The sequence below is a fragment of the Heyndrickxia sporothermodurans genome (assembly GCF_003055045.1).
GTDB classification, from domain to species: Bacteria; Bacillota; Bacilli; order Bacillales; family Bacillaceae_C; genus Heyndrickxia; species Heyndrickxia sporothermodurans.
On the sequence record NZ_NAZB01000021.1, the window covers coordinates 217947 to 231845 of the forward strand.

General features: G+C 38.1%; 10 protein-coding genes, 1 pseudogene and 1 riboswitch. All 11 genes and pseudogenes read right to left on the reverse strand.

Translation table 11 applies throughout. From position 1 onward, the window contains the following. Positions 1-60: 60 nt before the first annotated feature. On the reverse strand, positions 61-519 hold the full coding sequence (locus tag B5V89_RS10980; protein WP_108071963.1) for a hypothetical protein: 459 nt from the start codon (positions 517-519) through the stop codon (positions 61-63). A 6-nt stretch (positions 520-525) separates the two neighbouring features. Next, a complete protein-coding gene (locus B5V89_RS10985; protein WP_108071965.1) occupies positions 526-1314 on the reverse strand; it encodes a hypothetical protein in 789 nt (262 codons plus the stop codon). Positions 1315-1482: 168 nt separating this feature from the next. Further along, on the reverse strand, positions 1483-1950 hold the full coding sequence (ribH, locus tag B5V89_RS10990; RefSeq protein WP_108071967.1) for a 6,7-dimethyl-8-ribityllumazine synthase: 468 nt from the start codon (positions 1948-1950) through the stop codon (positions 1483-1485). A gap of 34 nt (positions 1951-1984) precedes the next feature. Beyond that, a pseudogene (gene ribB / locus B5V89_RS10995) lies at positions 1985-2593 on the reverse strand (3,4-dihydroxy-2-butanone-4-phosphate synthase); the annotation flags it as partial. 12 nt (positions 2594-2605) lie between these two features. Beyond that, positions 2606-3265: a riboflavin synthase gene (gene ribE / locus B5V89_RS11000; protein ID WP_066235248.1), complete on the reverse strand. Its 660-nt coding sequence runs from the start codon at positions 3263-3265 to the stop codon at positions 2606-2608. Between the two features lie 15 nt (positions 3266-3280). Further along, on the reverse strand, positions 3281-4363 hold the full coding sequence (gene ribD, locus B5V89_RS11005) for a bifunctional diaminohydroxyphosphoribosylaminopyrimidine deaminase/5-amino-6-(5-phosphoribosylamino)uracil reductase RibD (protein WP_066235243.1): 1083 nt from the start codon (positions 4361-4363) through the stop codon (positions 3281-3283). A gap of 215 nt (positions 4364-4578) precedes the next feature. Further along, positions 4579-4726, reverse strand: a riboswitch (FMN riboswitch). Between the two features lie 56 nt (positions 4727-4782). Further along, positions 4783-5919: a glycerate kinase gene (locus B5V89_RS11010; RefSeq protein ID WP_108071969.1), complete on the reverse strand. Its 1137-nt coding sequence runs from the start codon at positions 5917-5919 to the stop codon at positions 4783-4785. Between the two features lie 622 nt (positions 5920-6541). Continuing rightward, entirely contained in the window at positions 6542-8164 is a 1623-nt protein-coding gene (locus tag B5V89_RS11015) for an OPT/YSL family transporter (protein WP_107920321.1), read from the reverse strand. A 39-nt stretch (positions 8165-8203) separates the two neighbouring features. After that, on the reverse strand, positions 8204-8968 hold the full coding sequence (locus tag B5V89_RS11020; protein WP_107920322.1) for an IclR family transcriptional regulator: 765 nt from the start codon (positions 8966-8968) through the stop codon (positions 8204-8206). A 181-nt stretch (positions 8969-9149) separates the two neighbouring features. Next, positions 9150-10883 (reverse strand): hydantoinase B/oxoprolinase family protein, encoded by a 1734-nt coding sequence (locus B5V89_RS11025; protein ID WP_107920323.1) that lies wholly within the window; start codon positions 10881-10883, stop codon positions 9150-9152. A gap of 1 nt (position 10884) precedes the next feature. Further along, on the reverse strand, positions 10885-12930 hold the full coding sequence (locus B5V89_RS11030; protein ID WP_107920324.1) for a hydantoinase/oxoprolinase family protein: 2046 nt from the start codon (positions 12928-12930) through the stop codon (positions 10885-10887). Positions 12931-13899 lie beyond the last annotated feature (969 nt).

Here is a 13899-nt window from a genome sequence, read left to right on the forward strand (position 1 = left end):
CTTTCGACTAATGGTACTTCACAATCTTTTGTTTTATATAAGTTCAACCAAATTGATTCATCATTTTATTTTTGCTACACCAATTGCAAAATGACTCCAAAGTACATCCTCAATAAATTCCGCTTGTGTTTCTTCACAATCAACAATTAAAATTATTTCAGAATGTTTGCCTTTTAAAACTCTTTTATTTTTCTTTACAACCAATTCGATAAAAAGCCGAATAGCAAAGCCGATTACAAACCCAACAAATGCACCTATCAGGCCCCAATATATTGGCCCCCACACTAATTTAAATCCTATACTTGCTCCAATAACTGATAAAGCTGTGGCAAGCCCCATCCCTATATCGATAAGTGATGTTCCATCTGAGCGATGCAACGTATCAAAAATTTTACGATCTTCTGCCCGATTATCCAGTGAAACAGCAAATATGTTTTCTTTTTGGATCCCTTTCTTTTCTAAGGTTGAAATGGCCATTTCTAAAAATCCAGTTGTTTCAAATGTGGAAAATACCTGCAAAATGATTCACTTCACTTTTTGTCCTTTTAGTATTTGGAAACCCTTCGATTGATAATTCTCGGTTAAATGATTTCTTAAGTCTTTATCAAAAAGTTTATTATTCTCAACTGTATTCATATAAGAATCATAAATAGCAAACCCATAGTGTGAAGGAATAAAAAGGAGCCATTCAGGATTTAACACCGCGGTTGCTTCTTTTACTTTACCTAAAAACAAAAACACAACAGCTTCTTGAATATGCGAACAATAATAAAAAATAACTAACCATATAATGACAAAGAAAGCAGTTAAAATTCTATGAATATAGAGCTGTCCTAAACCAGGGATAAACAAAGACCACATCACAGCAACAACTGGATTTCGCTTATCCAGATAGTTAATCTCTAATGCACCTATCGAATAAGAATTATAACGATGTTCCTCTCGCTCGGCTAACACATAAACTCTGTTCATATCTACTGTTATCCGATAACTGTCCCAAATAGCAAAAAGATAAACGGGAATATACATAAGAAGCCACCTTGTGTCTAATACCTCTTTTGCCATACTGATATTCCCCTGAAAGGAATAAATCATTGAAGCATTAACATGCGCGTTAATATTGACGATAACTTCCCAAATAAATAATGCATACCCTCTAAGATATTTAGATAAAAGCAAATGCCCGAATCCAGGGAATGCTGCTGACCACCAAGCAATAATATAAGGATTTCTTAAATGCAGTTGAGTTGTCCCTAAAATACTAACATGGGCTTTATATCTTCTGGCGGTGTTGTCATTCGTATAGTTGTTCACTAAATCCACCTTTATAAAAAATATTTATTTCATCATAGTTTTCCACATATTAGTTTGTTTATTACCTGTGTAAAATTTACCGCCACCCTAACTTTTTTAACTCTAGAACTATAGCAGATGAAAAAACTCCCCAAGTTATACTTAGGAAGTTTTCATCATTACAATCACCTATTCTACAATTTTAACTAAATTCGCCATTTCAATCGCGGATACTGCAGCATCCCAGCCTTTATTTCCTGCTTTTGTACCTGCTCTTTCAATTGCTTGCTCAATGGAATCAGTTGTTAATATCCCGAAAATGACTGGAATTCCTGTATTTAATGAAATAGCTGCTACTCCTTTTGCCGCTTCATTACATACATAATCAAAATGTGGTGTAGATCCCCTAATAACCGTTCCTAATGTGATTACCGCGTCATACTTGTCCGTTTTCGCTAATTTCTGTGCAACTAATGGGATTTCAAATGCACCCGGAACCCACGCAACATCCACATCGTCTTCATTTACACCATGTCGTTTAAGTGCGTCAATTGAACCGCTTAGCAGCTTATTCGTAATAAATTCATTAAATCTACCTACGACAATTCCAATTTTCAATCCTGATCCTACTAAATTTCCTTCAAAAATTGTTCCCATTTTAAAAGCCTCCCTATAATTAGATAATACTTCCTACTCTTTCGATTTCTTTCCGATAATTGATTAAGTCTTGAATCGTAATCATTTTCAGCTGAAATTGATCCGCTATCATACGCAAATCATTGACTCTTGCCATCGTTCCATCTTCTTTAATCACTTCACAGATGACTCCTGCAGGCGACGCCCCGGCTAGTTTCGCTAAGTCTACTGCGGCTTCAGTATGTCCTGCTCTTTTTAATACACCGCCGTCTTTTGCGATTAGTGGGAATACGTGACCTGGTCGTTTGAAATCAGATGGCATCGCTTTTCCATTCACTAACGACTGAATCGTCATTGAGCGTTCCATTGCTGATATACCTGTCGTGGTTGAAATATGGTCAATACTAATCGTAAAAGCTGTTCCAAATGGATCGGTATTTTCTTCAGTCATTGGATTTAATCGTAGACTTTTTGCAATTTTTTCTTCTAACGGAACACAGACGAGACCTTTTCCGTATGTAATCATGAAATTAATGACAGCAGGTGTGGCTTTGTCAGCTAAAGCGATAAAATCACCTTCGTTTTCTCGATTTTCATCATCACAAACGATGATTACATTTCCTGCCTTTAATTCATGTATTGCTTCTTCTATTGAATCAAACATATCCATCACTCCTTATGCAAAGCCATTTTTTTGTAACATGTCATAGGTTATTGCTGTTTTATTTTCTTCTTGCGTATCCGAAAATCGAGAATGAACGAAATGCTCAATATATTTTCCAAGCATATCGCATTCGATATTTACTAGGTCTCCTACTCCTTTCTCACTTAGAATCGTTTCAGATAGCGTATGAGGGATTAATGAAATTGTAAAAGTAGAATCGCTCACTTCAAAAACCGTCAAACTAGTTCCGTCAATTGCAACGGATCCTTTTAAAATCGTGTATTTGATGATCTCGGCATCTGCTTTGATTTCATAATATCGGGCATTGGAAACGTTTTTTATGTTCTTTATCGTTCCAACTCCTTCCACATGCCCTGAAACGAAATGGCCGCCAAATCTACCTTGCGAAGACATTGCTCGTTCAAGATTTACTTTTGATCCATTTTTTAGTTCTATTAAACTAGTAGATTTTATTGTTTCAGGCATGACATCTAAATGAAACTCATCGTTGGAAAATGAGGTAACCGTCAAACATACTCCATTAACGGAAATACTGTCTCCATTGTGCATATCCTTCATTATTTTGTTAGCATGAATTGTTAATTCGATTGATTGAGCCGATTGTTTGATATTTTTCACACGACCAATTTCTTCGATAATTCCGGTAAACATCTTCATTCACCACCTTTACATGGGAGTTGCTGTAATTCGAATATCTTTTCCAATCATTTTAACGTCGGTAATATCAACATTCATGGCATCCTCTATTTCTTTGATTCCTTCTCCACCAAACGAAGTAGGGGCAGTTTTTCCTCCAATTAGTTTTGGTGCAATATAAGTTATCATTTGTTGAAATGCCCTTTCCTTTAAAAAGCTGCCATGTACTTCTGCTCCACCCTCGACAAAAATAGAGCATATCCCTTTTTCTGCTAAAAGTTTTAGCATAGGCTTTATTTCTATCGTTGGTGTTTGCATGTTAATGATTTGAACACCTTTGTTTTGATAAGTAACTTTTCTTTTCTCGTCCACATGCATGCTTGTAACAATCCATGTTTCCTCATCCTGTTGCTCCATTACTTTTGCATCGATAGGGGTTCGAAGATGGGTATCAAGGATAATTCTTACAGGATTTTTCCCGCCACCGTTTAATCTTGTTGTTAAACTTGGATTATCTTTAATAATCGTATTGACCCCTACTAGAATCGCATCATGAATATGCCGGAAATAATGGACATCCTCTCTTGCCTCCTGACTTGTAATCCATTTACTCCTCCCAGTTTTTGTTGCTGTTTTCCCATCTAGACTTGTTGCCGATTTCAAAGTGACAAAAGGCAAACCCGTTCGGATGAAATGAAAGAATACTTGATTCAGTTGGGTGGCTTCTTTTTCGAGTAAACCGACCTCTACATTTATTCCAGCTGCTTTCATCGTCTCGATTCCTTCTCCGGCCACTTTCGGATTTGGATCTTTTGTTGCAATCACTACTCTTTTTATCCCCGATTCAATCAATAGCTTTGAACATGGAGGGGTTTTTCCAAAATGGCTGCAAGGTTCAAGGGTGACATACATCGTTGCGTCTTTCGTTCTCCCTTTGGCCATTTGAATGGCATGTACTTCAGCATGTGAATCCCCTGCTTTGACATGTGCACCGATCCCAACTACTTGGTTGTTTTTTACAATCACTGCCCCGACGGCTGGATTAGGAGTGGTTTGACCTTTCGTACTTTTTGCAATATCGATGGCTAGCTGCATGTAGTATTGGTCATTCATTTTATAAGCTCCTTATCTTAATAAAAATATAAAAAACCCCTAAAGAATTTGCTTCTTCAGGGGTTACTCTTTATGGGTATAGGAAATAAAGGTGAAGAATAGACTTCCCTTTCTAATTTTATGTACAGTGAAAAAAGGTATGATATTTCATCAAACCATTTTTTTACACAATAAGAAAGAAAGGTAGAGATAGCCATCTTACCAATACTTTTTATTTTTTCCTTCTCCCATCCAGACTTTAACTGTCGGCTCCGGAGTTTCACCAGATCCACCGTTTAACAATTGTTAACCGGGTCACGGACTAAGAAGCATTGCAGCTTCATCACCGCCGGTAGGGAATTTCACCCTGCCCCGAAGGATAGTATTTATTTTAGTGACAATTATACAGAAAAAAAATAAATAAGCAAATAGAAGAATTTTTATTTTTTGAACATGTCGATGACTCTAGCGATATTTTCAGAACAATTTTTCAGATATTCATAAGCATTTGTCATGGCATCTTCGAGTGATGTAGCACCTGGGACAATTGAAAATAAGGCGTCGATTCCTTCTTCTCTTACTCTCCCATTTTTGTCTTCAATATATCCCGCGATTCCGATTACTGGAATTCCCTTCTTTTTTGCTAGTTTTGCAACCCCGATTGGTGTCTTGCCAAAGATGGTTTGTCCATCTATTTTCCCTTCGCCAGTAATGACGAGTTCCGCCCCTTCGAGATGGGTTTCTAGTTTCAATGTTTGAGTGATAATATCGATTCCCCGTTTTAATTCGGCATTGAAAAAGGCTAACATGCCGGCTCCCATTCCCCCTGCCGCACCTGCTCCCGGAACACTGTCAACGTTTTTATGCAGTTCTTTTTTTATGATGTCTGCAAAATGCGTTAAGTTTTTGTCCAAACGTGTGACCATCTCTTGTGTTGCACCTTTTTGTGGTCCAAAAATAGCAGATGCGCCGTTTGCTCCGGTTAATGGGTTGTCCACATCACATGCTACAATAAATTGGATATTTGATAATCGTGGATCCATTTGCGAAATATCAATTGTTTTTAAAGCTGAGAGGGCACCGCCGCCAAAACTAATTTGTTCCTTTTGAATATTGAGAAGTTTTGCGCCAAGTGCTTGCGCCATCCCTGCTCCCCCATCATTTGTTGCACTTCCCCCTAGACCAATAATAATTTTTTTGACACCGAAATCCAGAGCTCTTAAAATAAGTTCGCCTGTACCATAGGTTGTTGTTAAAATTGGATTGCGTTTGTCTAAAGGAACATGATGAATACCCGAAGCGGCTGCCATTTCGATTACTGCAGTTTTTCCATCGCCTAGAAGACCGAAAAATCCTTGAACAGGTAACCCAAGCGGACCAGTAACCGTCTTTTCAATAATTTTTCCATCTGTCGCATCAACGAGCGATTGAACCGTTCCCTCCCCTCCATCTGCCATTGGAAGTTTAATATATTCGGCATCCGGTATGACAGCAGAAAATCCTTCTTCAATTGCATTTGCTGCTTCTAAAGCGGTTAAACTCTCTTTAAATGAATCTGGTGCAATGACAATTTTCAATTTGGTCACTCCGATTTATTTTTTGTAAAATCTATAAATAACTTTATTTTCCTTTTTCTCATATGCATTTGGTGTGAACAATTTTAGTTTACATCAATTAGAAATACAGTGGAAATTTTCTATTTAACAATATGAAAATGGTAATTCTTTTATCTATGAAGTACTTCTTCCTTTAATTTTTTTGATGATGTTCCTCTTGAACGCTTTATGAAGCACTTCTTCTTTTAATTTTGTTGATCATGTTTCTCTTGAACGCTCTATGAAGCACTTCTTCCTTTAATTTTGTTGATCATGTATCTCTTGAACTCTCTATGAAACACTTCTTCTTTTAATTCTGCTAATCATGTGCCTCATAAACACTTTATGATGCACTTCTTCTTTTAATTTCCGTCAATCATATGCCTCATAAACACCTTATGAAGCACTTCTTCTTTTAACCCTACCTATCATGTGCCTCATACACGTTAATCAAAAACTCTCTGAAAAACAAAACAGCCTTAGAACCAGTAATCATGAAGGTTCAAGGCTGTTTTTCCGTCGTTTTAAGCTGAAAAGCCAAGCTTATTCTATTTAATTGTTAAACTTGTATACTACATAAAATTCTCCTAACAGTACTAACTCTTTACTTTCCAATTTTAAAAATTGAAGTAAAGAAGCTATATAATGCATCTCCGGCAATGAAGCCCGCAGCTAAAATGGTCATAGGTGTCTCCGCTTCTTTTCCCTTCCATTTTAAAACTGAAAATCTGATTATGATTCCTGCTAAAACGGCCCATCCGGCAATGGGATTAGTCAATAATAAACCCGTTGCGAACAAAACACCCAATTGTCTCTTTGATCCGCCAATTAATTGAAGCAAGGCACCTGGGATTGCCCAAATCAATAATTGTTTTGCGATATCAGGAGAAACACCTGATTGGATTGTTGCGGCATATACATGATTAACCGGAGGTATCATCCCACGCGAGAAGAAGTTTTCATAGGTTAGCAGAACAACAATAGCTGCCACAGAAAATCCAATCATCCCCGCGAAAAGCTGCTGACGTCGTCCTTTCTTTTCAAACTCTGGATCTTGTCCATTCCCTCGAAGAATATAGCCAGTCTTTAAATCATAACCCATATCTGCAAACGCTACTCCTGTGGAAGCACTGAATCCAACTAGAAGCGCAAGCGCAGGGGCAGGAAAGCCAATTAATATGCCAATTATAAGGGTAATTAAAGCAACTGCAAATGCAGGAAACCACCCGGCATGCATTGCCGCAATTCCAACGATTAACTCGTGGGCAAATGCCGCAATAGCTGCAAATAATAAGAATCCTGCAATCATTCCAGGAGACATGTCCGTCAAAACTCCGCCCATAAATGCCAATGCCAACGCTATCAATAAATAGGCAATGAAACCATAGCCAAAGGCTTGTCCAATATCCTTTTCAGATCTGGTAAGAGGCACTACCTCCAAAGATGCAGCAGTCTCATTCTTTGTTTTATCCAAAACAGTATTTACCTTATTCTTTTTAAAGATAAGGAAAACGACTTGTATTAAGGCAACCACTCCCGCACCGATCATAAATCCATGTGGAATGTAATGCTCACTTATATCGAAGCCAAACAACGGAACAGAATATCCTTTTAAAAGCAGCCCTATCCCAAACATTGTTAGAGCCCAAATATTACCGATGAAAGCGACCCCGAAGGCTGACATAGGAATTTTAAAAATCGATCCTAATATCCCAATTCCTATACCAACACTCAATAATTTTGCTCGTTTTCCGCCTTCATCGCCAGCCTTAATTGATTCAGCTGTCGCAATTCCCGGCGGCCATGCTTCCTTAGCAGGAAAAACCTTCGTGTCAAAAAATTTATAAAGCAAGATGGCATCAGCGAACATAGCAAGCGTAACACCAATAAACAGTGGAATAACCAGTTCTTTTAAGCCTAAAACATATGGAATGCCAATAGGAAGAATTAAGCTGCTTGCCGCCCCAAATGTAGCCGCAGAAATTGAGGATTGCACTAAATTTTGCCTATGGACGGATTTAAACTTAAGGAATGCTTGAAGCGGAATTCTTGCAATCAGCATTGCAAAGATGGCACCTATAATTGAAGTATTTGCTGAAATCCCCAATGATGTAATTAATTGAACCCCAATTATTGCCCCAAAAATAGCCGTTGCAACGGTGATTAAAATGACCATTGGTTCAAATGCTGACGGATGCTTCTTTTCTATCATCCTCTTGTCTTTCATACACATCCTCCTGATTCTATCGTTTGTTGGTTTCAAGCTTTATTTATAATGGCTGCTGAAATGATTAAGATAGCCCTGTATTTCTTTTGCTTCCTGTAGTAGATGTGTTAGTGCCACTTCAAAATCCATTTCCTCTACACGATATTCCGGGCCGCTAATTGTAAGTGAAGCAATAATCTCATTTTGGCTATTGAAAAGAGGCACCCCCAAGCCAAAAACCGCATCGGAAAACTCCCCAACTGAGTAGCACCAGCCCTTTTTCTTTATTTCGTCTAAATCGGACAATAAGATTTCTTCATCCAATATCGTGTTTTTTGTAAAGGCTTTCATACCTTCCCTAGTTATTTCTAACTGCTTTTCTTTAGAGAGGTAGGCCATAATGACCTTACATGAAGCACCAGCATAAAGGGGGGTTCTAGTTCCTAAAGAAACCTCATACTTAATTCGATGAGTGCTTTCCGCTATTTCAACAGTAACTCCATCCGACTTATCCAGCCAGGTTAAGAAGATAGACTCCTCAACCTTACCCGCAAGTCTTTTCATAATGGGATAGACATGCTCAGAGAGTCGCATCTTTTCCTTGACCATTTGGCCAAATTCTAAAAATCGTAAACCGAGTTCATACCTTTTGGTTTTTGGATCTTGTTCCAAAAAACCGTATTTCTCAAACGAAGCAAGGGTTCTATAGACAATGGAATGGCTAATTCCCATTTCCTTTGCTAACTCCCTAACCCCCCATGAGGGTGTCTCTTTTGAAAAATAATTAAGTAGTTCTAAAGAATTATCCAACGTCTTTAACGACAAAAGCCCGCCCCCTTGAATGTGTCTCTCTATTAGAGACAGCGTTTCATTTAATAAAATAATTATATAATAATACCACTAGTTCAACAATAGGGAATTTTCTAAATAATAGATAAAACTAATCAGGGGACCTTCCCATCGTATGAATGCCTTTAATTTACCGTGGGACTGTCCCCTATTATTCTTATCTCTTTATTTCTAAAACCGTGTATGTTAATGGATCAATATCAACGCCATATTTTTCTTTAGCTTGGGCAACCGATATATAGCCATTTTTCACATCGCTTACGACTTTTTCGATTGGTCGTTTTAATGGGTTGCCGTATCCGCCGCCAGTAGCAGTAACTAATTGGGCTATATCTCCTTTATTTAGAGGATATCTTGCGGTAACGCCTATTGGCCCAATGATTTCACCATTCTTTTTCAAAATTCGAATATAGCTGGAAGACCCGTTTTCTCCGCCTTTCATACCCCATGGGGAAAATTGATGCCGCCCAAAGGTTGCAGAAAGCTTCTGGTTATCACTTAATGCCTGATAGGAACGAATGACGCCAGAACCGCCGTTAAACTCACCTGCTCCTGCTCCATCACAACGAAGGTTATACTCATCAACGAGAACACCATATCTTGTCTCAGCTACTTCAATTGGAATATTATAGGTCTCGCCATCTCCCATACAGAACTGTCCGCGCTGACCATCCATGCCTTCACCTGCACCCCATCCCCCAACAGATGGCTCAACAATTAGGAAAGGGGCATTTGTATCTTGATGCTGTCCAGATAATACTACCGAACATACGGACAATAAATGACCGGCGGTTAAACGTTCTGGTAAAAGAGGCGCCAATGCTTTCCATATCAATTCCGCACCGCCAATCCGCCCTTCGAAATTCATAGATACCGGTGCAGGACGTTCAGCTGAAATAATCGAGCCTTTATCAGCTAATATCTTTAATGGAAAAAATACCCCTTCATTTATACTGTTCTGATCTGGATTCATAATGGCTAAATACATGACACGTACACTTGCAAGCAATCCAAAATAGGAACAGTTTACCGGATTTGTCACCTGTGGATGGCTTCCGCGAAAATCACAAATGAATTTGTCTTCTGTGATTGTAATCTTGACCTTGATTGGGTATGGTCCCCCTTTTTCAGGATCTCCCTCGATAAAATCCTCCGCAGTAAAGGTTCCTTTTGGAAGGAGCTCAAGCTCTTTTTTTGCAAGCTGCTCCCCCTGTTTTAATAGATTATCAATAGCGGCCATAAGTAAATCTTTTGAATGTTTATTGCATAATTCTATAATTCTTTTTGCTCCTGTTTTTAGAGCAGCCACTTGAGCCCACATATCTCCTAAGGACAAATCCGGAAGGCGAACGTTGGCTGAAATAATATCAACAACGGCTTGGTTTACTTTTCCTCCATCAAAAAGCTTTACCCCAGTTAATTGCAGCCCTTCTTGATAAATTTCCGTTGAATCACTTGTAAATGAACCTGGATCCTTTCCACCCACCTCCGTCCAGTGGCCCTTGTTGGCAGAAAACGCCACCAATTCCCCGTTATTGAAAATTGGCATTACAAGACCTACATCAGATAAGTGAGACCCACCACCGACATACGGGTCATTAATAATGATAATATCTCCGTCATTTAATCCTTTGCCGTTATCAAATTTTTCGATGACATGCTGAACCATCGGACTTAGCATGCCTATGAAACTAGTAACACCATTTCCTTGGCTGATTAACTGGCCTTTGGAATCAGTTAAACCACAAGCATAATCAAGCACTTCATATATAATCGGACTCATTGATGTTCTAGCAAGAGCGAGAAACATTTCATCACCAATCGACATGAGCGAATCCTTAATCACTTCAATTGTAAATGGATTTACTTTTACATTATTAGCAGTTATCATCTTATTCCACCTCCGTATCAATCACTAAGTTTCCATATTGATCCATTTCTAAAGATTGATTAGCATAAATAACAGTAGTCGCTGAACGCTCTTCAATGATTGCTGGACCTGCAATTTTCATGCCCGGCTCCATTTGTCCGCGGTCATATACAGGTGTTTCTGTCCATCCCTCATTCTTAAAGAACACCGGTCTATTTTCCTTTAAAGCCTCATGAACTGGTTTTCCTGTCTGCTGTAATTTTTGTAGAACTGGTTTTTCAACCTTACCGAAGCCTGTTAAATGCAGATTGACAATTTCGGTTTGTGCATCAGGCAATTTAAACGTGTAATTTTGTTCGTGGAGCTGATGGAATCTAGCAATAATTTCTTCTATGATTTCTTCTGTCCATTCAGTATTTGGTACAGGAACCTTCACTGTATGCTCTTGGCCGATATATCTCATATCGGCAAAACGATTAAATACAATCTGACCCTTATCCATACCTTCTTCGATAAACTGATGATAGGCTTGGTCAATCATTATCTCCCATTCTTTATTGATTGCCGTTAAATCAATATCGTTTAATTGTTTAATATGGGTTTGAATATAATCGTGGCGAAGATCAGTCATTAACATTCCCCAGGCTGAAAAAACAGATGAAGCAACGGGGATAATGACCCTCTTCACTCCTAATTCCTGCGCAAGTGCTGATGCATGCATGGAGCCTCCGCCCCCAAAGGCAATCATTGTGAAATCCTTAGGATCATACCCTTTGCGAATAGAAATTAATTTAAGTGCGTTGAGCATATTAGAATTAGCAATGTCAATAATACCCATTGCTCCTTCTTCCATTGTCAGGTCATAGTGAGAAGAAACCTTGTTCTCTATTGCCTGTTCTACTTTTGCTAAGTCAACTTCATAATCAAAGTTTTTCTTTGAAAGACGCCCGGTCACTAGATTAGCGTCTGTTGTTGTTGGCTCTTCACCACCTTGCCCGTATGCAACAGGACCAGGAATAGCTCCTGAAGATTGCGGTCCGACCTTTAAAGATCCCGTAGGATCAATCCACGCAATTGAACCGCCGCCATTTCCAATTTCGACAATATCAACAACCGGGACCTTAATAGGATAGCCCGCAGACTTTTCAGTTTTTTCGATGTAATAGTCTGTTGAAACCTTAACCTCACTATTAGTAATTAGTGAACACTTTGCTGTTGTCCCGCCAATATCAAATGCAATAATATTTTTCTCACCTAAAATTTGACCAAGTATCGCTGCTCCATATATCCCTGCAACAGGTCCCGATTCAACCATATTTATAGGTGAATGCTTTGCACCTTCAAAGGTAGTTGCGCCACCATTTGATTGCATGATATAGGTACTGCCGTTAACCCCATGGTTTTCCAGTTTTTTATTTAGCTTATCAATATAAGTGCCTGCAATTGGTTTCACATAGGAATTGAGAACCGTTGTGTTCGTTCTTTCGTATTCACGCCATTCCTTGGTAATCTCATGGGAAGCGGTTACAGCAATCTCGGGCCATAATTGCTTAATTAGTTCAACCGTTCTTATCTCATGAACAGGATTTATATAGGAGTGCAAGTAACAAACTGCAATTGCATCTACTTTTTCTTTTTTAAACAATGATAGAATGTCGGGAATTTGATCCTCATTTAAAGGACTTAGAACCTCCCCTTTATAATTTAAACGTTCATCTACTTCCAATCTTAAATACCTTTCGACAAATGGCTTAGGCTTTTGATAGCGAAAATTGTACAAATCTGGCCTGTTTCCCCTAGCAATTTCCAGAACATCTCTAGTTCCTTTTGTTGTGATCAGTCCAACCTTTACACCCTTCCGCTCCGTTAATGCGTTAATAACTACTGTTGAGCCATGAATAAACATATCAATGGATTTTGGTGTGATTCCGCTTTTTTCAATTACATCTATTACCCCTTTTTCAAATTGAGAGGGTGTTGTATGAGCCTTCGCTACTCCAAACGTTCCATTATCATCAACATACACAAGATCAGTAAATGTTCCCCCAATATCTGTAGCAACTCTCATGTAAAAACCACCTTTGTTAAATTTTTTGTGGGATAAAACTTATGTCTCTATATAAGAACCATTGGTTCATATATTATATATATTCCTATTATATTTAATTTATAGAAAGTTATCAATATTTTAAGTAAGTTGATTATTTGAATACATATTCCAATTTTCTAAAAAAGATATTATGGAGGTTCTTGAAATGATACAGTCTGCTGTTCCACTTCCGTTATGCATTTCTAGGAATTCTGTGGGGGGATGAAAGAAATGCTTTCTATAATGTGTTAATGATGAGCATTTGACCACAAAAACGTATTTACCCGTCCATAAAAGGAACGGGTAGAAATAATGATATTTAATTTTTGGATTAATTAACAATAAGAGTACGATTGAGGATCACGAAAGGTAAGTTGTCTCACTATCTCGTTTTAATATTGGGGTTTCCATCTTTTTTGCAGTTGTTTTCGGATGTAAAAACTAGGATCATTCTCATTTGCTAACAAGATCAATCAAAATATCTCTTGAATGCATTATGAAGTACTTTTTCCTCTAATTACGTTAACCATGTTCCTTTTGGATGCCTTATGAAGCACATCTTCCTTTTATTTTGTTTATCATGTACCTCCTTAACGCTTTATGAAGCACTTCTTTCTTTTATTTTGTTTATCATGTACCTCCTAAGTGCCTTATGAAGCACATCTTCTTTTTATTTTGTTTATCATGTACCTCCTTAACGCTTTATGAGGCACTTCTTTCTTTTATTTTGTTTATCATGTACCTCCTTAACGCTTTATGAGGCACTTCTTTCTTTTATTTTGGGTTATGTAAATTATTTTGTGTAAATGATTTTGTTACCATATTTTTGACTATACTAAAATATATGTTCTTACCTGCTAGGGGGATAGGGCAATGCTGGGGAGCAACCCGAGCACCTAGTAGGGTTCTGCACAAAAGGAGATGGGATTTCCCCATCTTTTTCTCCTT